General features: G+C 49.7%; 18 protein-coding genes and 2 pseudogenes. 13 read left to right on the forward strand and 7 right to left on the reverse strand.

Features of this window, described 5'->3' with window-relative positions:
• The first annotated feature begins 134 nt into the window (after nucleotides 1–134).
• A pseudogene (gene acnA / locus EL645_RS17255) lies at nucleotides 135–2,880 on the forward strand (aconitate hydratase AcnA).
• Between the two features lie 279 nt (nucleotides 2,881–3,159).
• Entirely contained in the window at nucleotides 3,160–3,987 is an 828-nt protein-coding gene (locus EL645_RS17260; protein WP_126551668.1) for a nucleotidyl transferase family protein, read from the forward strand.
• 76 nt (nucleotides 3,988–4,063) lie between these two features.
• Here the strand turns inward: EL645_RS17260 and EL645_RS17265 are convergent, their stop codons facing one another.
• Nucleotides 4,064–4,747 carry an FHA domain-containing protein gene (locus EL645_RS17265; protein ID WP_161977436.1) on the reverse strand — a complete coding sequence of 228 codons (684 nt, stop codon included), beginning with the start codon at nucleotides 4,745–4,747 and terminating at the stop codon, nucleotides 4,064–4,066.
• Between the two features lie 302 nt (nucleotides 4,748–5,049).
• Between EL645_RS17265 and EL645_RS17270 the strand changes: the two genes are divergently transcribed.
• Nucleotides 5,050–6,828: a CocE/NonD family hydrolase gene (locus EL645_RS17270; protein WP_126551670.1), complete on the forward strand. Its 1,779-nt coding sequence runs from the start codon at nucleotides 5,050–5,052 to the stop codon at nucleotides 6,826–6,828.
• Between the two features lie 75 nt (nucleotides 6,829–6,903).
• Here the strand turns inward: EL645_RS17270 and EL645_RS17275 are convergent.
• The 3 genes and pseudogenes from EL645_RS17275 to EL645_RS17290 form a co-directional block, all read right to left on the reverse strand.
• Nucleotides 6,904–8,256 (reverse strand): annotated as a pseudogene (locus EL645_RS17275) (serine/threonine protein kinase); the annotation flags it as partial.
• A gap of 630 nt (nucleotides 8,257–8,886) precedes the next feature.
• Nucleotides 8,887–9,321 carry a HEAT repeat domain-containing protein gene (locus EL645_RS17280; RefSeq protein WP_161977437.1) on the reverse strand — a complete coding sequence of 145 codons (435 nt, stop codon included), beginning with the start codon at nucleotides 9,319–9,321 and terminating at the stop codon, nucleotides 8,887–8,889.
• A gap of 412 nt (nucleotides 9,322–9,733) precedes the next feature.
• Entirely contained in the window at nucleotides 9,734–10,798 is a 1,065-nt protein-coding gene (locus EL645_RS17290) for a hypothetical protein (RefSeq protein ID WP_126551674.1), read from the reverse strand.
• A gap of 555 nt (nucleotides 10,799–11,353) precedes the next feature.
• Here EL645_RS17290 and EL645_RS17295 point away from each other — a divergent pair.
• The 10 genes from EL645_RS17295 (at nucleotide 11,354) to EL645_RS17340 (ending at nucleotide 20,245) form a co-directional block, all read left to right on the forward strand.
• Complete coding sequence (locus EL645_RS17295) at nucleotides 11,354–11,908, forward strand: sensor histidine kinase (RefSeq protein WP_161977438.1); 555 nt, start codon at nucleotides 11,354–11,356, stop codon at nucleotides 11,906–11,908.
• Nucleotides 11,909–11,964: 56 nt separating this feature from the next.
• Complete coding sequence (locus EL645_RS17300) at nucleotides 11,965–12,492, forward strand: sensor histidine kinase (RefSeq protein ID WP_161977439.1); 528 nt, start codon at nucleotides 11,965–11,967, stop codon at nucleotides 12,490–12,492.
• A 730-nt stretch (nucleotides 12,493–13,222) separates the two neighbouring features.
• Nucleotides 13,223–13,420, forward strand: a complete 198-nt coding sequence (locus tag EL645_RS17305) for a KGG domain-containing protein (protein ID WP_126551677.1) — start codon at nucleotides 13,223–13,225, stop codon at nucleotides 13,418–13,420.
• 241 nt (nucleotides 13,421–13,661) lie between these two features.
• Nucleotides 13,662–13,853 (forward strand): hypothetical protein, encoded by a 192-nt coding sequence (locus EL645_RS17310; RefSeq protein WP_126551678.1) that lies wholly within the window; start codon nucleotides 13,662–13,664, stop codon nucleotides 13,851–13,853.
• Nucleotides 13,854–14,255: 402 nt separating this feature from the next.
• A complete protein-coding gene (gene murJ / locus EL645_RS17315) occupies nucleotides 14,256–15,668 on the forward strand; it encodes a murein biosynthesis integral membrane protein MurJ (protein WP_281276395.1) in 1,413 nt (470 codons plus the stop codon).
• A gap of 343 nt (nucleotides 15,669–16,011) precedes the next feature.
• Nucleotides 16,012–16,332, forward strand: a complete 321-nt coding sequence (locus EL645_RS17320; protein ID WP_126551680.1) for a flagellar biosynthesis anti-sigma factor FlgM — start codon at nucleotides 16,012–16,014, stop codon at nucleotides 16,330–16,332.
• Nucleotides 16,333–16,709: 377 nt separating this feature from the next.
• Entirely contained in the window at nucleotides 16,710–17,528 is an 819-nt protein-coding gene (locus tag EL645_RS17325) for an amino acid ABC transporter ATP-binding protein (RefSeq protein ID WP_126551681.1), read from the forward strand.
• 74 nt (nucleotides 17,529–17,602) lie between these two features.
• Nucleotides 17,603–18,526 (forward strand): ABC transporter substrate-binding protein, encoded by a 924-nt coding sequence (locus tag EL645_RS17330; RefSeq protein ID WP_126551682.1) that lies wholly within the window; start codon nucleotides 17,603–17,605, stop codon nucleotides 18,524–18,526.
• 115 nt (nucleotides 18,527–18,641) lie between these two features.
• A complete protein-coding gene (locus EL645_RS17335; RefSeq protein ID WP_126551683.1) occupies nucleotides 18,642–19,313 on the forward strand; it encodes an amino acid ABC transporter permease in 672 nt (223 codons plus the stop codon).
• Between the two features lie 53 nt (nucleotides 19,314–19,366).
• Nucleotides 19,367–20,245, forward strand: a complete 879-nt coding sequence (locus EL645_RS17340) for an amino acid ABC transporter permease (protein WP_218031889.1) — start codon at nucleotides 19,367–19,369, stop codon at nucleotides 20,243–20,245.
• Nucleotides 20,246–20,345: 100 nt separating this feature from the next.
• Here the strand turns inward: EL645_RS17340 and EL645_RS17345 are convergent, their stop codons facing one another.
• The 3 genes from EL645_RS17345 to EL645_RS17355 are packed head-to-tail and all read right to left on the reverse strand — an operon-like array spanning nucleotide 20,346 to nucleotide 23,448.
• Complete coding sequence (locus EL645_RS17345; protein ID WP_126551684.1) at nucleotides 20,346–21,167, reverse strand: phosphodiester glycosidase family protein; 822 nt, start codon at nucleotides 21,165–21,167, stop codon at nucleotides 20,346–20,348.
• Nucleotides 21,168–21,196: 29 nt separating this feature from the next.
• A complete protein-coding gene (locus EL645_RS17350; RefSeq protein ID WP_218031890.1) occupies nucleotides 21,197–22,000 on the reverse strand; it encodes a type 1 glutamine amidotransferase in 804 nt (267 codons plus the stop codon).
• A gap of 5 nt (nucleotides 22,001–22,005) precedes the next feature.
• A complete protein-coding gene (locus tag EL645_RS17355; RefSeq protein WP_161977440.1) occupies nucleotides 22,006–23,448 on the reverse strand; it encodes a MurT ligase domain-containing protein in 1,443 nt (480 codons plus the stop codon).
• Between the last annotated feature and the right edge of the window lie 343 nt (nucleotides 23,449–23,791).

Consider the following 23,791-nt stretch of genomic DNA (forward strand, 5'->3'; position numbering starts at 1 on the left):
TCTGCCCACAAAGGTGTTTCTATGCTATATAATAAAGACGGAATGTTAGCTGTTTAAAAATGTAGGTTTGGCTCGCGCACGCTTTGGTGTGGCCATCTGTCTCCCTACAAAAAATACTCCCAAAAGGACCTGATATGACGATGTACAAAGATGTATTTGGAGCCCGTACTACTTTAGAGGGCGCTTACGGTACAGTCCACTACTATCGACTCGCCGCTCTGGGCGGAGCGTGGCGTGCAGGGTCTCGATCGACTTCCATTTACGGTCAAAATTATTCTCGAAAATTTATTACGCCATGCCGGCGGAGAGCTCGTCACTGAAGAAGATGTACGCTCATTAGCCGCCTGGACGCCTGGTAAGTCCGCAGCCAACGAGGCTGAGTATCCCTTTTTACCGGGGCGTGTCCTCTTACAGGACTTCACTGGCGTGCCTGCCGTAGCCGACCTGGCTGCGATGCGCTCTGCTGTGGCGCGCTTGAATGGCGATCCACAGAAAATTAACCCACTCGTGCCTGCTGACCTGGTGATTGACCATTCTGTCCAGGTAGATTCCTTTGGCTCTACGCTGGCGTTTGGTCGCAACGTAGAACGTGAATATGAGCGCAACAGTGAACGTTATGCTCTGTTACGCTGGGGCCAGCAGGCATTCAGTAATTTCCGTGTTGTTCCTCCAGGAACTGGTATTGTGCACCAGGTCAACCTGGAATACCTGGCTTCAGTAGTGATGACCAGAGACGACAATGGCGAGACTGTGGCCTACCCGGATTCATTGGTGGGTACCGATTCACATACCACCATGATCAACGGCCTGGGTGTACTGGGTTGGGGTGTTGGCGGTATTGAAGCAGAGGCAGTATTGCTGGGACAGCCGCTGTATCTTTTGACACCCGAAGTAATTGGGATGCGCCTGACCGGTGCCCTGCCGGAGGGTGCGACCGCGACTGACCTGGTATTGACGGTAACGCAGATCTTGCGTAAGCGGGGTGTGGTGGCAAAATTTGTCGAGTTTACCGGTCCTGGTCTGAGCCAGCTCGGACTGGCTGATCGCGCTACCATCTCCAACATGTCACCTGAGTTTGGCGCGACTGCCACGCTCTTCCCGGTGGACGCTGAGACATTGCGCTATATGCGCGATACCGGTCGCGATCCAAAGCTGGTTGAACTGGTTGAGCACTATACCAAGGCACAGGGCCTCTTCCGTACAGATGAGACCGTTGAGCCCCAGTTTGATGATTTGATCGAGCTAGACTTAAGCACCATCGAACCCAGCCTGGCGGGTCCACGGCGTCCACAAGATCGTGTGCCGATGAGCGCACTGTCTCAGACGTTCCGTACCGCTTATGCTGATCGTTTTAAGACGGCCCCTCAGGCCAGCCAGACCGCGACCGCGACCGCAGTGGCTGAAAAGCCAGCCACCAATCAGGGTGTGTTGGTTGAATTTGGTGGTGTACAGACCCATATGACCAATGGTTCAGTCGCGATTGCCGCTATTACCAGCTGTACCAATACCTCGAATCCATCCGTCATGATTGCCGCCGGCCTGGTTGCCAAGCATGCGGTAGAGCGCGGTCTCTCCGTTAATCCATCCGTCAAAACCAGTCTGGCTCCAGGTTCCCGTGCCGTCATTGATTATCTAGAAAATGCGGACCTGGTAGGTTATCTGGAAGCATTGCGTTTCCACCTGGTTGGCTTTGGCTGCACAACCTGCATCGGCAATAGTGGTCCACTGGCCGAGCCGGTCGCCGAAGCCGTGCAGGATAACGACCTGGTTGTCGCGGCCGTCCTGAGCGGAAACCGCAACTTTGAGGGTCGTATTCACCCTCAAGTACGTGCCAGTTTCCTGGCCTCACCGCCGCTGGTCGTAGCCTACGCCCTGGCTGGAACGGTTGACATCGACCTGACCACAGATCCAATTGGAACCGATGCCAATGGCGACAAGGTCTACCTGCGCGACATCTGGCCCTCCCAGGAAGAAGTGCGCAGCCTGGTTGAAAAGGCAGTCACCCCTGAAGTCTTCTCAAAGAACTATGCCCATGTTTTTGAGGGTGACGAACACTGGCAGGCGCTCTCCAATTCGACCGGACCCCTCTTTGAGTGGGATACAAACTCGACTTATATTCAGGAGCCGCCGTTCTTTAAAGATATCTCGCCCGAGCCAGCACCCGTGAAAGATATCACCGGTGCGCGAGTACTGGTCATGGTCGATGACTCGATCACCACTGACCATATCTCGCCTGCTGGTAGCTTCGCCGAGAAGAGCCCGGCTGGCCAATACCTGGTCGAGCATGGTGTCGCCAGACGTGATTTCAACACATATGGTGCCCGCCGTGGTAACCATGAAGTAATGGTCCGTGGCACCTTTGGCAATATCCGTTTGCGTAACCGCCTGGTAGAAGGTAAAGAGGGCTTCTATACCGTACACCTGCCTGATGGGGCCGAAACCACCATTTACGAAGCTTCTGAGCAATACCAGAAGGATGGTGTGCCGCTGATCGTTATCGCTGGCAAAGAGTATGGTTCTGGTAGTTCACGTGACTGGGCAGCCAAGGGACCCTTACTGCTGGGTGTGCGTGCAGCCATTGCCGAAAGCTTTGAGCGTATTCACCGCAGTAACCTGGTTGGCATGGGTATTCTTCCCCTGCAGTTCCGCCAGGGAGAAAACAAAGAATCGCTCCAACTAACTGGACGTGAGACCTATGAGATCGTTGGTATCGCCGACGGCTTGAAGCCACGCCAGGAAATTACTGTCAAGGCTACACGAGAGGATGGTTCCACCTTCTCCTTCCAGACCATTGCGCGCCTGGATAGTGCGATAGATGTAACCTACTATGAAAACGGCGGCATCCTGCCAACCGTTCTACGCCGGCTCTTACAGGCTTAATTTTTCCTCTCCGTCCTTCCCCCGGAAGGACGGAGAGGGAGGGTTGCGAGAACTGGCATGCCCCAGCATGCCTGCCATCGCGCTCCGTCAGGGGCTTGCCGCCCCTGCACCCCGCTTGCCCCCTAATTGTTTTAGTATGTGGAGTAGAAAATGTGCAGCGCACATTTTCTACTCCACATACTAAAACAATTAGGGGGCGCCAGCTCACGTCCGCCCGGGAGCGCCGCAAGCGGCGATTGATTACCTGCTCGCAGAATAATAAACATCTGGATGTTTACCATGTACATCTCAACCACACAGCTTCAGCGCTTGAAACGGGTGCAACGCTTGCTGGATCACCTGCAACCCACTGCTGATCCAGAGGTAGTCTGCGTCCCGGACACAAAAGAGCCAAATGATACAGTCATCATCTTTACGGGTTCTTTTAATCCCCCCACCATCGCGCATCTAGCCCTGCTTAAACAGGGCTCGCGCTATGCGGAAACACAGCGCGAGCCGGTCCATCTCTATGCCGCCTTCAGCAAGCGTACGGTAGATAAAGAGAGTGTCGAGCGTCCTCTGCTGTTAGATCGTGTCATCTTGCTACAAGATATTTTACGCCGCCGCTTACCACAAGCCGGCATCTTATTATTCAATCGTGGACTTTATGTTGAGCAGGCACAAGCGATACGGCATTCATTCCCCAGAGTGAAGCGTATCCTTTTTTTAATGGGCTTTGATAAAATTGAACAGATTTTTGATCCACGTTATTATAAGGATCGCGACGCCTCACTGGCGGCTCTGTTTAATCTAGCCGAGCTGCTAGTTGTGCCGCGTGGGAACGATGGGGAAGAGGCGCTGAATAAACTGCTCCAACAGCCACAGAATCAGCGCTTTGCGCGCTATGTGCGCTCACAGCCTTTTGATGCTAGCTATCGGGATATTTCAGCTACCCTGGTACGAGAGCAAGCAGCTGGATATCTGCATGATATTACGCATGAGGTACGCCGATTTATGCTGGGGACACGGGCTTATGCTCAGCCTGTCAAGAGGGTAGATGGCAGTGAGGTAGATATCTACAACGAGCGCATCAAGTACCTGAGCCAGCTCCTGGGGCCGGTCTCTTGATCAACGTAAATCGTTGCGAGCCGGGCTATATTCATTTAATGATAGCGCTCAAGGACCGTGGCGCGTGATCAATTGATCACGCGCGTGCCAGGCGAAATGTAAAAATGGTATTACCGATTTGTAGCTGGTCGCCCTCACTCAGAACAAACTTTGTGACCGGTTTTCCGTTAACGAAAGTGCCGGTGGCAGAGTGATTATCCACAATCTCATATTGGCCCTGGGTGACTTCATTAATGGTGGCATGATGTCGGCTAACAGTCAAATCTTCCAGGAAGATATCGCATTCGCGGCTTCGTCCTATAGTCATGCCAGACAACAGCTCAATGCTGCGGGTACTTGTACCACTATTGGCGAATTGCAGACGGGCAATAATGGTTGAACTGGGTTCAGGCGTCTTTCCCATGTGGAGTTCGCGTCCACGCGAGGACGGAAGTTGGAAGGGACGAGTTCCCTCATTGGCAAAGAAGGTCATTTGAGTGTTACCAAATTGAAGCTCATCCCCACTATTGAGTAATTGTTCGACAATAGGGCTCCCATTGACAAAGCAATCTCCACTTCCATGGTCATCGTGTAATGCATAGCCGTTCATCGTAGATAGGATACGGGCTTGCTTACGATGAACAGTGATATCTTCCAGGAAGATATCACTATCGCGGCTTCTTCCAATGGTTGTGCACTCTTTCCACAATTCAATACGCTTGCCAGCTAGAGAGCCTTTCTGAATGACAAGGTATGCTCCCGATATTTGTTCTTGCGGCATATGGCTCCACTCTATTTTGCTGCCTGAAGCGGGCTTGCAAGGATTTATCGATGGGTTTCTCTTCCACCGTTGGACTGAGTATAACGAATGAGATCTTAGTGTGTCAAGAATCATGCTTTGAAACCATGGGTGCTTCTTGCCCATTTCTGGCAGCTATCCATGAGACGGCTAAACTTTTTCTGGCTTATGCCAGTAAACTTTCTATAGCACACTTTTTTCTGACGTTGTATGATGGGTTTGTTGGTTCTTTCCTCTAAAAACATTGTAACAAAGCAAATGTATTAACAAGGAGAAACGCATCTATGTCAGTTCAGTCGGGTCTGTCAGTGACGATAGAGTTTGATGTTCCCGCCCAAATGCGCGATGGTGTCACCTTACGCGCCAATATCTATCGACCAGCGGGAGAAGGCCAATGGCCGGTACTTCTAACACGTTTACCGTATGGCAAAGATTTGCCTGGCGCGGCTGGTGTACTGGATGCCGTCCAGGCAGCTCGTCGCGGTTATGTTGTAATTGTGCAGGACACGCGCGGGCGTTTTGCCTCCGAGGGCGAGTGGTCCCCTATGCGCAACGAAGCCCTGGATGGTGTAGATACGATCGCCTGGGCCGCCCAGCTTCCATATAGTACCGGTGAAGTAGGCATGTTCGGCGCCTCTTATTTTGGCTTTACGCAATGGTCAGCGGCCGTCCATCAACCACCAGCTTTAAAGACCCTTGTCCCTTATATCACCTGGAATGATCCCCTCAATGGTGTTACGTTCCGTGGGGGAGCGCTGGAATTTGGAACGACCGCTTCCTGGCAGCTGGCGATGGGCGCCAACGTATTGATGCGCCGGCAACTGCTTGAGCGTGATCCTGCCCAGCTTGGTATCGATTTATATACATGGGCAAAGGCAATAGATAGCCTGGGTTCCGAGGGCTATTGGCACCTGCCACTCAAAGAATTTGCTCCATTGAAATATAAAGATATTGCACCAGCTTTTTATGAAGTTTTTGATGAGCCGATGAGCCGTGAACTGACTGAGCCAATGACTATTCTAGGTAAGCACGCACAAGTCACGGTGCCTACCTTTAATATTGGTGGCTGGTATGATATTTTCTTGCAGGACACCCTGGAGAATTTCCGTATCATGCACCAGGAAGGTAGCACACCAGAGGCCCAGCAGAGCAAGCTCTTGATTGGCCCATGGACTCACGGCGGCTCTTCAAACCCTGTTGGCGAAAAGAACTTTGGCTTTGCTGCTATGCCCGGCCTGATTAACCTGCAGAGCGATATTATGAGCATGCAGCTGCGCTGGTTTGATCACTTCCTGAAGGGGCAGGATACCGGAATGCTGTTCGAGGCACCAATCAAGTTGTTTGTGATGGGAGCCAATATCTGGCGCGATGAGCACGAATGGCCACTGGCCCGCGCGGTTGAGACACGCTACTACCTGCATAGCGCGGGACAGGCAAATACCCTGGATGGAGATGGCCTGCTCAGTCCAGATGTTCCTGAGAGTGAGCAGCCGGACACCTATAACTATGATCCTGCCAATCCCGTTATGACCAGGGGTGGAGCATTACTCATGACACCAGAGTTCCCCGGTGGTGTCTTTGACCAACGGCCAACTGAACAACGCTCGGATGTACTGGTGTATACAACTCCAGTATTAACGCAGGATATCGAGGTAACTGGTCCCATTTTAGTTCACCTCTGGGCTACTTCCAGTGCCGTTGATACTGATTTTGTTGCCCGCCTGGTTGATGTGTATCCCGATGGCTATGCCCAGAATCTTACAGATGGCATTGTTCGTGCCCGCTATCGAGATTTCGCAGCTGGAGCCGAGCCCACACTGATCGAGCCAGGGCAAGCTTATGAATACGTGATCGACCTCTGGGCTACCAGCAATGTGTTTAAGCAAGGGCATCGTATCCGTTTAGATATCACCAGCAGCAACTTCCCTCGCTGGGATCGCAATCCTAATACCGGCCATGATTTTGGTGCGGATAGCGAGCTGGCCATTGCCCAGCAGACCATTTTACATGACGCAGCGCATCCCTCTTTTGTTGCGTTGCCGATTATCCCGCTGGCCGAATAAAAGCAGATAAGATCTGAAGCATAGAGTCAGGGAATAGGTTGCTACCTTGAGTAGCCGACTTATTCCCTATCTTTATTAGTGTCCATGCAGTATCAGCAGCAGCGCCGCCAGGATGGCCACTGTGATCAGTAGCAAAACTACCAGGCCCATCAAGACAAAGGCCAGGATTGGTGATAAGCGCACAAAGCGCAAGGGCATCGTTTTTTGCAGCCCGGTAATTGTCGGGATAACAGCGAGCAGGGCGGGATGGTCAGTAATAGCTCTGCTTCTGATCAGTGGTGAGGTCGGGACCTGCCTGTGCTGGGTGCGCTCTGGTTCTTCCAGGGTGGCGACCTGTACTGCCCCTCCCTGCAACTCATTTTCTGACTGCTGATCCTGGCGCGCCACTTTTTCCTGTGGGGGCATCGGGAGCGTAGTGGCATCGCGTTGTTTTTGCGCCACGATCGTCCTGGTTTCGCGTGGATTCTCACGCTGAATGGTAGCCGGTCGACTGACGTTTTGATAGGTCTGGCGGCTACGTAACGCTGATTGCAGCGCCACATCATAGGTTTGCGCGAACTCCAGGATATTGGGATAGCGCTGCTCGGGCTTTTTTGCCAGGGCCCTTAAGAATACTTCATCCAATTCTTTGGGCAAGGCGGCATTAAATTTGCTGGGCGGCTCAGGAGGTGTATGATGATGGTGGTGCAGTAATTGTGCCGCAGTCCCCTCAAACACGGCGCGCCCCGTCATCAGCTGGTACATCATTACCGCCAGGGCATATTGGTCAGCCGATGGACCAACATGGACTGAGGTCGCCAGTGAAGGATCATCGAATTGTTCTGGGGCCATATAAAGTGGCGTTCCCACCGAACGATGGAGCGAACGACCAGCTCGATAGAAGGAAGCCAGACCAAAATCAGCCAGTAAAAGATGTGGTCTTCCATGTGGAAAAATATTTGCAAGATAAGGATATTGATCACTTTTTAGAGGTCCGCGTTCAACGCGAATTAAAAAATTTGTTGGTTTGATATCGCGATGAATTATACCATGATCATGTGCATATTGAAGTGCCGAAGCGGCCTGTAGAAGATAGTAGCCTGCCTCTTCAGCTGAAATAGGCCAGCCAAAGCCAAATTGTTGCGTACGTTGTTGTAGCCAGTTCCAGAGCGATCCCTCTGTAATGTATGGCATCACCAGGTATGTAATCGGACCAATGCTCGTATCTAGATTTTCTTCGCCGAAGTGATAGAGAGGCAAAATATGTTCATGTTCCAATTCGGCTACGGCTTTGGCCTCGCGTTCAAAGCGCTGTGCAGCCTGTTTCCCTTCGGGAGTATTGGGAACGGCACGTAGATCCCCACATACCACTTTGATGGCCACTCGTCGCCCTATGCGTGCATGTTGAGCCAGATAGATATCACCCATACCACCACTCTCGATGAGTCGCTGTAGGCGATACCCCCGAGATGTTTCCCCACCAACATGTTCATCTCAAAAATCCTTTGTGATTTTAAGACGGTGAGAGTATAGTAACAAAGAAAGATAGGAACTCTCAACCAGTAAATCATACTCTTCCCTATTTTCAGTATACAGGAAGACCATAAATGTTTTAGGTTGGAATAAGACAATAGTGCTACATTGTCTTCTCTTGAGCGTTTCAAGTGGCGTGATAAAGAATTGATTGTAGCACCTGTTTCATTATGTGAAGCTGAGGGTGATTAATCGCTCCTGTGTGAACGTGCGCTGGCGCGCCCGAGCTTTTTTTGTGGTGTGGAAAATGCTCAAAGCGCATTTTCCACACCACAAGAATTATGAGCACCATAGGCGCGAATATACATGGACAGAGCGTGCGAAGGACATAGGAAGTGCCTTGTTCCCTTGCGGGCAGGCGCATGCAAGACCGAACTTTTATTCTTCTGACGTGCAATCAATGCTATTTTTGCATTGATTGCACGTCAGAAGAATACTTGTGTGCCGAAGGCGCGCAATTTTTGCTGAGCTACCAATAGTGGAGCTTGATAAAGATTGAGGGGAAGCATCATCGCTCCGATGAATGAGCGATGATGCTGGTAAAAATTACGTTAACTGTTTGAGCGTTTCTTGCAGGGGGTAAGCGAGATCAGGACGCGTATCAGCGACATAGCGCAGGATCGGGACCGCTTCAAAGTCTTTGTATTGTAGCACCAGAGCACTGGCGGTACGTACCACGGAGGCGCGTGGATCATAGAGAGCTTCACGCGCCATCGCTTTGCTCTGAGACTGTTCACCCAGCGGGTCCAATAGTTTTAAGGCCTCCAGTCCCTGGGTGCGTACGTAGGGATCAATATCTTTGGTCGCATCCCATACGCCCTTGATCACGCTGCTATCCCCTATTTGTCCGCAGGCATGGATGACCGCGGCATAGACAATGCTGCCCGGAATATTGGGTTCACCTTGAGGCAATGTCTCACCACGTTTGGGTAGATGTCTGCGTCGATCAATCTCCACCGTGCGAGCCAGTAACTGAAACATGGGGCGGCACTCCGACGCTCCCCAAGTCGGGCTAGCGTATCGCAGAGCGCCCCAATAGTTAAGGCATGGGCACGATCTTTCAACACCTTTGTTGTTTCCAGGCGTTCAATAATGGGAGCCGTCGCGCGTGGATCTCTAAGGTCTCCCAGTGTACGTGCCACAGGTATTAGATTCTCTTCCTGTGGATCTGCGATGGTTTGGAGCAGCACATCGCGTCCTGGCCCATTCATCCAGCGCTCTACCTCATTCATCATAGGGAGAATCTGATAAACTGGTTCCAGGATACGTGGATCTTTGATCGTGTTTTTGCTGATCTCACTCCAGTAACGTCCCATGAAAATGCCCAGCTGATGCAATGCTACAGCATGTTGCCAGAGAGGCTCATAAGTGGCGCTATTCAGCAGTGCCTGGGCTACCGTGGGAAAATGGCGCGAGAAGATCGGGGCAGCGTTTCCGTAGCTGTCTGGTTAAGGGGTGCATGATTGCTATCCGCCAGAGCCTGTTGGAATATCAGGGCCGCATTTGCCTTTAAATAGGGATCAGCCTGTTTATTTTCCAGGTAGCGTTCAAGTGGAATCGCACGATACAGTGGTGCAGCCACATAATTTTCCAGGCCAGATACGTTTTCCATCCCACTGGCAACCAGCAGATCATAAAAACGTTCTTGCTGAAATTCCAGGCAGCCTTCAACCACATCAACCTTAGCCCATCCGTGAGCCTCCTTTAGCGCGCTGATCAGCGCCTGCATAGAGGCAACCGTAGCATGTTTGACCAGAGAATGGGTTGCATACATAGAGACATCCGGGTCTGTGGCCAGGGAACCCAGATATTGTGTAAGATCGGTAGAGATCAAGCTGCCATCGTCTTTGCGACTGGCGAAGTGGGTCTGTGCCCCATTGCCTATAATACCCATTGTGCGGTAATTGCCGAGCATAAGAATGGCATACCGCCTGGCCCTCCCCTGTTCTGTCTCACCGGGATTAGTATCAGGAGCCAGATCGGTGGGATCTCCTTGTTCAATAATGGTGAGCCAGGTAGGAATTAAAATGCCCCCGCGATCTATTTCATAGAGAAAGGGGAGCAAAATATCTTTCCATTGAGGGATAGGGCCAATATTGAGCAATGGAGTGAGCTGGTGAGCCGTCTCCTCAATCGACTGATTTTCCCAGCGTAGACTGGTAAGAATATGCGTAACCTCTGTGCGTAATGTGCTTAAGCGTTGTTTCATCTCAGGCGTATTTTTATCTAAGGCTGGAAATGCTTTGCGGGCTGCTATATGTTCAATCGTACCCGCTCGTTCCCGGGCTCTGGTTGGCAATGAGGTAGCTGGCTCGACATCTATTTGTTCAGATACCGAGGGTGCGGCTTCGGCAGGGTTTCTGTCACTGTCTTTTTCGAGATACAGAAAGCCTTCAGACTCCGTTTCATTTCCCCAGGGGGAAACAGGTTGCGCCTGTTCGTTGTCGCTCTCAGACATACACTTGGCCCTCTCTTACCTTGGTTGCATTTTCTACATCTACACATTAGTATGATAACACAGCTACCTATTGCAGTACTTTAAAGGTGGATCGTAAAGAGAAGGACCGTTATACCCTTGCCCGCCTCTTTACTGTGAGCAATGTTTGAGCAAAAAGGTTTGATGGCTTAAGATTTTGGTAGTTTAATTGTACTGTCCTGCATCAAGCTGGTCAAGGGAATTGCAGCCTATTTCTTCGTGTTACGAATTATTCAAGCAGCTATAATGCTGTTTGCTTCTTGGTTTCCTCTATATACTGAAGAAGAATTCTATAAGAGAGTAGCTAAGGAGGAGATGGGTGTGCTTAATTCCCGGATTTTCTACACAATGGCAGCATATATTCGCGATCTTCTGTGTTGTGAGGACGTTTGCATTCTCTTATATTGTCATGATTCAGCCCTCTGCCATCCACTTTTAACGCAAGCTATTTCTACGCTAGATTTTTCTGCCCGCTGTTATGGTTCAATCAACAATGTGTATTTGCTAGCGGAGGAACGTGTACGAGCTGTATGTGACATGGCGATCCAGACTGGTTCAGCCTGGTCACTTGTTGAGGCAGCAGGGCGTGGAGTAATTGAAGAGCCAGCACAAATTGTCGTGGCCCCACTTAAGCGTCCCGAAGGCATTGTTGGCGTTGTGATTTGTACTGCCGCCGGCTCAGACACCTTTGGTCCGGGTGAAGGTCAACTCTTATCTCAATTTTTACTCTCATTGGCTATAAAAGTAGAACAGGCTTTGCATGGCCTGCTGAGACCACAGCTTCCCGATACCCCTGTAACCTCTCCGACTCTCTTCTTTACTGGATCAGACGAATGGCCCTCTGCACCATCGGAGCAAGACGCACTGCTCTCTATGATAGGGCACGATTTTCGCACACCACTGAGTGTAATCAAAGGCTACGTCGGGCTGCTGCAAATCTACGGCTTTCCTGAAACAGCTGAAAAAGCAGCCGAAGCACTGACCGCTGAATGCCAGCAACACTATTTGCGCTCAATCATGGAACAGGTACAGCACCTGGAGATACTGGTTGAGGACTTGTTAGATCTGGCGCGTGTCCAATCGGGCAAATAACTTTACGTCCCGGGCCATTAGACCTCATGTCCTTATGTCAGCGTGTAGCCCGGCAGATGCAAGATCGTGTAGAGATACAGGCTATGGCGCATTTTACCATTCAATGTCTGAGTTATGTCAGGCTTCCTATGGCCTGGGCTGATGAACATCGTGTCCAGCAGGTCTTAGAGAATCTATTGGAGAACGCCATTAAATACTCACCTGAAGGCGGTGTCATCGAGCTTCTCGTGTATCCCACTGATCGTTCTCTCGCCTGGGAGGATAATATTATCGACACAACTGAGGAGCAGGGTGCTTCCCAGATCAGCATTACGGTGCGGGACCATGGTATCGGCATTCCACAATGGCAACAGTCGATGGTTTTCGAACCTTTTTTGCGTTTACCACAGTCCGCCAGCCGTCAGATCAGCGGCGTGGGTCTGGGCTTATATATTGCGCGCAAACTTATAGAGGCCATGCATGGGACTATTACGCTGAAAAGCAGCTCTGGCCAGGGAACCAGTATCACGCTAACTCTTCCGATAGCCACAGCTGCGACATCGATAGCTACGGCACAATCAACCACAGATAAAGTTTTGCTGTGAAAAATGCCTTAATGGTATAGATTGCGATTATATATCCAGACACTCATGAGCTCGAAAAACCCTATACAACTTATACAACTACCAGTCTTCATACTACTTGATAAGGTACTAGTACCTGTTTACCACCAAACCTCATCAACCCTTAGAAATGGATGTGCTTTTTGGCCCTGGCAAGCAAAAAATTTAAAATAAATTGAGCTCAAGCATTGCTTCAATCTTTGCTCCTGGCTTAAAAAAAGATGAGTATACCTTAGAAAATGCTGAAAATTTTTATGCATGGGTTGTCCTGGCGCCAGATCACCTGTTATCCTTTACTCATTGAATGCCGGATCTTCTGTTAGGGCAGATGATAGGGGCAAAAGTAGTAAAGATTTTGCATTCTAAAATATTCAAAACGTATTAGTAATCTCTGCAAGCTCGCTGGTCTTGAGGAAAAGTAAAAAATGATTTCTTGAAACTCATAGTGTAAAGACTGTCATATTATATAGTCGAACTATGAGTTTCAAGGATGAATGAAAAAATTGGTCGTCTCATGTGTATCTAAACTATCAGATGAGTCGTGTTGTTAGTAGTAGGTTGAGAGTCCTACTTGATCTCAATCTTGACCTCAATATGAGTACCAGGGAGAAAATCATGTGCAGGGAGGAGAGTTCTGGGGATGGCCCCTGTACTCTTACGTCCTGAATGAGTTAAGGGTGTAAAATCTCACACTCTTAGGAGGAGAAAGATAATGCAGACACAAAAAGGGCGTGGCCGTGGATTTGCTTCAATGAGTCCAGAAAAGAAGCGTGAGATCGCCAGTAAAGGCGGAAAAGCAGCCCATGCTTTGGGCACTGCACACAAGTGGACAAGTGAAGAGGCGCAGGCTGCAGGGCGTAAAGGCGGTTCAATCAGTCGCCGACGTTCAAAGTACAATGTTCAGGCGTAGAAGTTATCTCAATAATAAGGGAAGGGCTGGTGTTTAAACTGGCCTTTCCCTTATTTTTTTAGCTATTTTTCAACTCTACAATAAGAATGGTTGTGGCAAAGTAGTACCAGCTACTTTTTATTTTTTTCCTTTTTTTATGACCTTTCGGGTATATTCATTAGTAGAGGAATATAGATGAGTGTAATCTTCTATGATTAGGCGGGCCGAGTAAAACTCGGTTCGATGAGAGAGAGAGTTTTTTATGAAGAACGTAGATCTGAAGATTGAGGGGAATAAGCTGATTATCGCTGTCGATCTGGGGCAAGAATATGGCCCATCCTCTAGTGGAAAATCTATTACCATTGCCAGCACCGAAGGGAATATTGCTATACCGGGCTGTGAAGAGTTCAAGATAGGATTAAATATCTATAAACCCCGCCCCAAAAGTTCGTAGTGCTAGCGTTTAGTACCCACAAAGGAATAAGTGTGTTAAGATGAACAAAGGTTATTGTTTATCTTGAATATACTTTTACGCTATGTTGTCTGTAGCATAAACCTGGCAGTACTTTTTGAGTACTTTCTAGCCATTAAAGCTAATGGACTGGTATAATCGACCTCATTAGAGCTCAGCAGTTCTTTGCAGGCCGAGAGGAGGGATTCTTATCTCGTACGAACCACGCAACACGGTTGATACTTCATCATCGGTGCTTACCGATGCGGAACCGCAGCACGATTCTGGTCAACAGCCCCAGATAAAGCGCCTCAAAAGCGCCGTTTGATCTGGGGAGGGCGCATATTCCGCTTTAATCTGAGCAATTTTCGCCCGGGTGGAGGCCTCTCTCTGCGTCGTTTCAGCGTGCTTGAGGGTGCATTCTTATTAATGCTTGCTCTCATGGCTTCCCGTGTTTTAGGCGTAGTACGCCAGGTGATTTTTAATGCCCTCTTCGGTGTTGGTCCCAATGCAAATGCATACTATGCGGCAGCCCGTTTGCCCGATACCCTCTACAATTTGATCGCCGGCGGTGCCCTGATCAGCGCTTTTATACCAGTTTTTCTAGCGTATGAAAAAGAAAAAGGGGATAGCGAAGCCTGGCGTTTAACCAGTCTGGTGTTTAATCTACTACTGGTACTTATGACCGCGGTCTTGCTGGTTGGTGAATTTATCGCCCCTGCTTTTGTCAATAACATCTTGATTCCTGGTTATTCGCCGGCCGAAAAAGATCTGACCATTACCTTGACGCGCATTATGCTGGTGCAGCCATTGATTCTGGGATTAGGTACAGTCGTGACGGCTATTTTGAATAGCCGGCGCCAGTTTCTCCTCCCGGCAGTTTCACTGGCTGTTTATAATGTAGGGCTGATCGGAGGTTTGCTGGTCGCCAAATTTGTGCCCGGGGTCGGTATTTATGGTCCGACATACGGTACCCTGGTCGCAGTCCTGTTACAATTGGTCGTACAATTGCCGGGTTTATCCAAGCAACATGTGCGCTATTCATTTATCTGGGATCTTCGTCATCCAGGTTTGCGCCAGGTAGGAATTTTATTACTGCCAAATTCCCTGGCCATCGGTGTTGCTTATATTGGCAACATTATTGACACCCACTTCACATCTTATCTACCAGATAGCGCCAGTCTGGCCGCTTTGCATAATGCCGAAATGTTGCAGGCTTTGCCTGTGGCCTTAATTGGACAGGCAGTTGGCCAATCTCTATTGCCACATCTAGCAATGCAGGCTGCTGCGGGACGTTATATACGTATGCGTCAGATGGCCTTGAAAGTAATTGGCGCCTCAATTGCTCTGACGGTACCGGCTGCTTTATTACTGGCCCTCTTTGGCAAACCAATGATCCATCTGCTTTTCCAGCATGGAGCCTTTGATCCACACGCCTCTGATCTGACCAATCTGGCCCTGCTCGGCTATGCCTGTGCCCTGCCCGGTCTCGCGGCTGGGAATCTTCTATCCGGAGGCTTCTTTGCGCTTAAAGATGCCTGGACCCCATTTATAACCAACACCTATGCACTCCTGGTACGCTGGTTTATGCTGTACTTTTTATTCCAATTCCTGCATGGAACCACGGCAATCCTGGTGGTACCACTGGCACTGGCTATCGCAGCCGGTTCAGAAGCTATTATCATGGGTGGCTTGCTACTATTCCGTTTGCGCCGCTATATTAAGCGTGACAAAGGAATGCAGCGCCTCGAGCAGCGGCGTCGGTATTTGAAAGCCAGTAGAAAAACTCCTGTCCAGCTTTCATCAGATCATGAATGATAAGTAATTATTCTCCAAACTTATATGAGAATGCTTAAAAGAAAGCAGGTAAGACTTTCACAATGTGCTTGCCTGTTTTTCGTTTTGGGACCTTTTGACCACTTATTAGGTGACAAATATCTCTACTGGTGCCGAAAAAACTGGGTTATGCTCTCTATGTAAGTCGAGAGAGGACGGGGTCGGTTGGAAGATGTGGCAATGGAATGGTTTGGAGAGTAGGTATGAGGGGTTGGGGATGTGGGTACCTCGGGTCCTCCTCTCGCCTTGCACCGATGCTTCTGTCTGAGGGGTTATAGAAGAGGCTGGAGAGGTAACAAGAAGAAGTAGGTGGAGGCCGCCAATAATGAATGTACAACGAAAGCAAAGCCATGTCGTAGAGCACATAGCTCAAACGGATCCATGTTATAAGACTACATACCCACAATTAAAAAATACTGCGCCCGAGCAGGAAGTCAATATTGCCTATTTGAAAGCACTGGTGCTGGCACGAACCGATGGGGAAGCCCGTACTATATTAGTAGAGCAGTTGAAGGCACAGGTCGAAGCGGAAACATACTCGCTTGACAACCATCTGCTGGCTCGGCGTTTGTTGGCATCCCCGGTTGCACCAGCGATAGTAAATCTGGGCACCAATGATCCCTTTGCTGTTCAAGAAGAAAATTAAGATCTGTAGGCCATCAAATATTCAGGGCTCTGATAATAAAATCACTATTATCCTCTTCATCAGAGCCTTGAATATTTGATAGCTTATTCGTCTCTAAAAAAGAAGAAGAATATCCAGACAGTCCTATAGTCATAGCCAAATGCACAGTTTCAGTCAGGATCGTGTATAATCTTTGATTGAATATTCGTTTGGTTGTTATCAAAGGCCAACAATATTCGTAATCACAAATGGTGCAATTTTTTTTGCATGGAATCTGCCAGCCGATGAACCATCGCATATACCCCAGAGCGCCGTTGGCAGAAAGGCGTCTATAGTACTGACAAGTGAGGATACGCGCTGAATTGTATCAAGGACTAATGCCTAAGGAGGGCTGGCGCATGAACCCCGAACAAGAGCAATCTCAAGCTGTTGAAAATGCGTCATTGCAGGATCTCACTCCAGTTGAGGGTGATATTGTTATCCGCACCGAGAAACTCAATAAATATTTTGGCGACAAACACGTACTCAAAGATATCAACTTTGAGGTTAAAAGGCGAGAAGTCGTCGCCTTGATTGGTCCTAGTGGTTCTGGTAAAAGCACACTGATCCGCTGTCTGAATGCCCTGGAAAAGGGTACGAGCGGCGAAATTTATATTCAGGGTGAGAGGTTGAATCCCAATCTGCCGGCGAAACAACTGAGCCCTATGCGCCGTGAACTGGGAATGGTTTTCCAGAACTTCAATCTTTTTCCTCATATGACGGTCTTACAAAACGTGATTGAAGCTCCCTTATTAGTGCGTAAGCTCTCCAAAGACCAGGCGGTCGCTTTAGGTGAGAGCTTGCTGGCCAAAGTGGGGCTGTTAGAGAAACGGGATGTCTATCCCGGCCGCCTTTCTGGTGGTCAAAAACAACGTGTCGCTATCGCGCGTGCTCTGGCGATGCAGCCCCGCGCCCTACTCTTCGATGAGCCGACCTCTGCACTGGACCCTGAGTTAGTTGGTGAAGTTCTCAGGGTTATGAAAGACCTCGCATACGAAGGCAGCACCATGGTTGTTGTTACCCATGAAATGCAATTTGCTCGGGATGTCTCCGACCGTGTAGTTTTTATGTCTGATGGATCGATTGTTGAACAGGGCGATCCAGACGAGTTATTCCGGCGACCCAAAGAGAAGCGTACTCAGCTTTTCCTTGAGCGTGTGCTTTCAGTGTTGCCATAAGCAGCCACGCTCTCATCATTCTTCCTGTTTCTTTTTCTTATCTAGACTAAAGGTGTCTTTAGAAAGGCATAATAATGGCTCATGATGTAAATCGACGCGTCTTTTTGCAGCGCGCAGGTCAAATTGGTGGTCTCGTGATCACTGGTAGTGCTCTCGAATCTGTACTGGCAGCCTGTGGCGGCAATGTTCCAACCGCTCCGCAGAGCAATAGTAAAACCGCCAAAATTGCGAGCGGTGGTTTAAAACTGCCGGGCTTTTTCCAATGGGGCTCCACCTCTGATAACGGTGCTCCATATGTTTATCGCGATCCTAAAACCAGTAAATTGGTAGGTTTCGAATTGGAGATCGCGGTTGCCATCGCCAACTTGATGGGTGTTACCCAGAAGCAAGTTGAGACCGACTATGCACAGTTGGACCAGTCGTTGCAGGCCAATGCTTTTGATGTCATCCTTAACGGTTGGGAGATTACCGAGGATCGCAAAAAGACCGAAATATTTTCGCAGCCCTATTATCGCAATGGCCAGCAGATTGTCGTCCGTGCCAATGATAGTCGTTTTGCCGGCAAGACCACCAGTGATAATTTGTCCCTGACGGATCTGGAAGGCCTGACGGTTGGTACTGGTGCAGGCTTTAAAGCTGAAGAACTGTTGGCGGCCGATAAAAAAATCAAGCTTAAATCCTATGATCCCGACCTGCCCTTCAACGATCTGGCCCTGGGCCGTATCGACGCTGTCCTGATTGACTTCTCAACCGTGACATACTATGTATTGGGCTTTGGCTCTGGTGGTGCGGTCAACAAAGACCTCAAGTTGATTGGCAAAGCCTTTGATGATAGTGATTATGTAATTGCCTTTAATCAGAAGAATCCAAATGCAGTCACCCTGCAGAAAGAGGTTGACCAGGCATTAACCCAGCTGAAAAATAATGGCACCTTAAAAGCGATTTACCAACGCTGGGGCCTGTGGACCGATCAGCAGCCTGCGATTGGCATCAAGTAAGAAAGACCTGTAGAAGATATGGATAGATGTGGCCCCTGGAGCGTGTTCATGCTCCAGGGGCCAGCCTGGCCGCTCTTGAGCGGCGTTTACTTTTTATGTTGTATGGAGTGACAAAATGGATGTGATCTGGCCAGTCTTACCCAGTTTCCTGGTGGGCGCCCGCAATACGCTTCTCTATTGTATTGTCTCATTCCCCCTGGCTCTGGTTCTGGGATTGTTTCTGGCATTGATGGATGGTTCTCAGTATATCTGGCTGCGTAATCCAGCCCGCATTTTTATTGAAGTAGTGCGTGGAACTCCAATTGTAGCGCAGATATTCATCGTCTACTACGGCCTGGGGGCGATCTTAGCCAGTGTGAATCCTGCCTGGGCGCTCTGGATTAATAACTGGACCGCCGGCATTGGGACGCTAGCTTTAAACTATGCCGCTTATGAGGCAGAGATCTATCGCGCCGGTTTCCTCTCGGTTGATAAAGGTCAGGCAGAAGCGGCCCTCTCTCTGGGACTCACCCCTGCGCAAGACTTTTTCCGTATCCAGTTGCCGCAGGCGATACCGTTGATGATCCCGCCTTTTGTCAATGATTTTATTTATTTGCTCAAAGACTCCGCTATTATTAGTGTTATTGCCGGAACCGAGCTAACATCTGTCTTAAACTTCTATGTGAGAAAGAATGCCAGTAATCCCATGCCATTCTTCCTCCTGGCGATTATCCTGTATCTTTTGATGAGCTTGCCAGTCTCCTACATAGCCAAGCGACTGGAGCGCCGTTTGCGCGCCGCTCTGTAATCTAAGCCGCGTGAACCCATCAGAAATATTCATAATGAGGAAGGAATGGAGCCATGATTTCCGAATCCCTACAACATTCAGATAAGCCGCCCGATATAAAGCGTAATCTCTGGCCGCGCAATCGTATGGTAGGAGCTGATTACCTCTACTATATCCTGCTCTTAGTAGCTATCGGGGCGTTTGTCTATTATCTATACACCTATAAAGATTTAGCGATTGTCTATCTACCCTCTTTGCTTGGTGGTACCCTGGTAACGCTGATCATGTCGGTGATCAGTGCCATCTTTGCTATCATGTTTGGGTTGCTAGGAGCCTTCGGAAGCCTATCCCGCTTCCGTATATGGCGCTGGCTCTCACTGGTATATGTGGAAGTGATTCGAGGCACCCCGCTACTGGTACAGCTCTTTCTATGGTACTTTGGCGTTCGTATCGTCTTATCCAATCTGGGTTTCGATCCATATGTATTAACTTTCAAGGCCATGACTGTCCTGCAGAGCAATAGCCTGGTACCGGATGCTTTCAATAGTTATTTCTATGGTGTGCTGGGCCTGAGCTTCAATTATGGGGCCTATATGACCGAGGTTTTCCGCTCGGGTATACTCTCGGTCGAGCAGGGTCAGACAGAGGCCGCCTTGAGCCTGGGAATGGACTCACGCCAGACGATGCGGCATATTATACTGCCACAGGCAGTCAGGGTCACGATTCCACCCCTGACCAACAATTTTATTACCTTGATTCAGGATAGCGCATTCCTGTCGGTCATCGCCGTCGTAGAACTGGAATATGTCACCACCGGTCTGGCGCTGCCGCAGACTGATCCCAACAGTAAGATGTTTGTGTTTATTCTGGGGGCCCTGCTCTATCTGGCGATGTGTTATCCACTCTCCCTCATTGCACGTACCACGGAACGGCGCCTGGCGGCGGGCCGTTAAGGTTGAGCAATAGATATAGAAGATCCAGATTGCCAAAAAGAAGAGTGGACTTGTCATGAGGCAAGTCCACTCTTCTTTTTGGGGGGCTTGAATGTCGTTTTTACTTGACGATAATTACGATAGGAAGAGCCGAGACAGAGTCGAGGCTGACCTGCTGCCCACCGGAGCGCAGATAGAGTCCAGTCGAGCTGCCACCATCCAGGTTCAACGCGGTTTTCAATGAAAGATCTGATTGGACGAGCAGGTCCGCCATTTCATCGATGGAAAATGTTTGAGCGGGACTCACAATAAACAAGAGCCTTCCCTGATTATCCATCGCTACGACGCTACGAGGGCTTGCAGCGGCCGTCTCCTCAAACTGGGTGCGTTTCCCATCTATCAGTAACATTGGCCTGCTCTGCGTCGCCTGCTGCAATTGCTGGGTATTTGGATCGTAGGGTTGATCCCGTAAGGATTGAATGCTCACATTATTTTGCGCATCCACCGCGAGCATGCCGCAACAACCCTGGTACGAACTGCCGCTGGCCTGTCCATTTGAAATCAGCAGGGCGGTCGCTTGATTATGTTGATCAAAGTAACCGCCATTGATGATAGCAATGGCATTGGTCTGCTGCATCCAATCTTTTAATTGCAAGGGTTTATCTGGTTGATAGCCGATACTTATATGTACCTTATGGAGATCAAAGCGCGTGATGGTCACGGTATCTTCATTTCCACCCGCGCTTTTCCAAAGTTCTCGTCGCAACTCGACGCCCGGTTGAGTCTGGGTCCAGGTATTCAATGTATCGGAACCACCAGCTTTTGATGGGGCCGTAACTGGAGTTCCATTAAATGTGATGCTGGGCACCACATCGCAGGCCAGCAATGAACAGACCAGAAGAGCAATCAATAACGTAAGCTTAAGGGCATGTTTTGCTGGCATGACGATTTATATCCTTGCTATGCTAGTTGCTAGCGTTTCCAGGGTGTTGCTTCAATGGCCGACATGGTGCCCTTGAACTCCATGGCCAGCTTAAGAGCAGCGTCATGGGCGGCGTTCTCGGTGCTATCATCCAAGGGCAACAATTTTACTTTCCCATAGCGGTGCTCAAGTGCACGCTGGATCAGCAAGTCGGTAAGCCAGGGATTTTTTGGCAGGACAGGCCCATGGGTATAGGTGCCAAAGGCATTGCGGTAGACTGCTCCTTCAACGCCATCCTTGCCATTATTGCCCCAGCCCGCCAGCACTTTTCCCAATGGCTGTGTCTTGGGGCCAAGATACGTGCGTCCGCTATGGTTTTCGTAGCCGACCAGAACCTTGGTCCCGGTCTCCTCAAAATTACATTCGAGGGCCATGTGGGTCATAAAACGTGTAGACCCACCTTCAGTATACATGTCGAACAGACCGACACCTTTTAATTCAGGACCATTGAATGGCTTGTAGTAGTGTCCAAGTAGCTGGTAGCCGGCGCATACGCTTAAGAATACCGTATTGGACTCCGCAGCTTCAAGCAAAGAGGGAGCCTTGTGCTGGATATCTTTCGAGGCGATCTCCATCTCGCGGTCAGCGGCCCCATGGATAAGCACCAGATCATATTTGGTGAAATCCGGCGTCTGCTTCACGAAAATCTGCTCAACCTCGGTCGAGATGCCGCGCCATTTACAGCGGCGCTCGATCGAAAAGAGGTTTCCCCGGTCAGCTGCCACACTCATCAGGGTTGGATAGAGATGTCCAATCCGGATCACCATGCCTGTCTCAGTATTGTTCTCGCTCATGTCTCTTATTCCTCCCAGAAGTGCTTGACCCAGCCGCGCTTCTGCATAACTCGACGTAACTCCTGGGTTGGAGTGTAACCGCTCATAATGTAGAGTGTGCCACCCGGTTCAACCTGTTTGATTGCCGCATCCAGGGCCGCTTCACGGTCCTCGACCAGCGAGATCTTATCGGTTGATACCTCGGCATATTTCAGGCGCATGGCGAGCTCTTCAGTTTTATTGCCACTACAGACCGCATCCAGAATATCGGGTGCCAGATCTTCGAGTTCAACATCCCATAGCCAGCCGAAGTCCTGGCCATCGACGACGGTATGGCTCATAGCGAGCAAGAGATGCTTCTTGCCGGGATGCTGGGCGATCAGGCGCAACATCAAATTGAAAGATGTTGGATTTTTGACGAAGGAGAGATAGATAGTTTTATCCCCAGCCTGAATCTTCTCCATACGTCCAAAGGCTGTGCGAATATTGGTCATCGCCGTCTGAACGGTATCCAGCGGGAACCCGGCGGCCATCGCGGCGCCAATGGCGGCGGCGGCATTATAAATGTTATGGACGCCAGGCAGCGGAATCTCCAGCTTCATTTCGCCTTTGGGTGTGCGCAATTTGATATGGCTGGGACCTTCACCATTTTCAGCCAGTGCCGCCGAGGTAACTGCAATATCGAGATTTGGCAATGTATAGCCGCACTCAGGGCAGCGATATAAACCCAGGTGTGACAGATAGGCCACCTCGTAGTTGAAATCGCTATTACAGTGGATACAGCGGATAATATCGGCTGATTGTTCTGGCACTGGAGTACCAATATCTTTGGTTTCCAGACCAAAGAAGAGGCGCTTGGCTTTAGCATTGACGCCGAAATTGGCTACCTGAGGATCATTGCCGTTGAGCAGAATGGTCGCGGTCTCTGGCAGGCTCTCTAACATCTCGTTGAGGGCACGTGCCACCGCGTAGAGCTCTCCATAACGGTCCAATTGATCGCGGAAAATGTTAGTAATTACCACCACATCGGGCTGAATTTCTGGAACAGCCAGGGGAATGGTTGCTTCGTCGATCTCGAAGAGCAGGACATCGCTCTCCAGGCGTCCAAATAAATCGGAGAAGTTCACTGCTACGGAGGTGACGCCCTGAAGCAGGTTAGAGCCTGTGCGGTTCTGGGAAACGCGATGGCCCGCTGCGTCAGCGATGGCTGCCGTCATACGTGCAGTGGTTGTTTTTCCGTTACTACCGGTAATTACAATTTTCTTGGCTTTACTGCCACCAACGACTGATTTCAGCACATTTGGATCAATGCGGCGTGCAATCATACCTGGTAAACTGGTGCCGCCTCCGATATGAAACAAACGCCCGGATGCGCCAGCTAGCTTGCCTGCGGATATCGCGAAAGCCAGACGTGCTTTGCGTAATCCAGACGGCGTAGTGCTGTCATTGTTTGAATTATCTGTTTGCATAGAAACCCATACCCTGACTAAAAATGCTGTAGGGCGTACCGATGGGAGGTGGTCCCGCTGGATCACGCCGCGTAAAAATGAAAGTGAGCGCAATGCCCTTGTCATGTACTTTTATTGCTCGAGGGCATGTGTGTAGAGGTACTCTTTTTTGTCTAATACCTTCTACAGGTACGCCGTTTGAAGTATAACAAACATGAGTATAGCGAGCAAGTGAATTAGGCACATGGTCACGGCAATACCGTTTCATAAAAACAACGTGCTACATTCTATTATGGTTTCTTCTTCCGATTATTGAGGATTGTGCGAGTGTTGCTAGATGCTGTGTGTGGCGATAAATTTTGCG

It is taken from the genome of Dictyobacter kobayashii, from assembly GCF_003967555.1.
GTDB classification, from domain to species: Bacteria; Chloroflexota; Ktedonobacteria; order Ktedonobacterales; family Ktedonobacteraceae; genus Dictyobacter; species Dictyobacter kobayashii.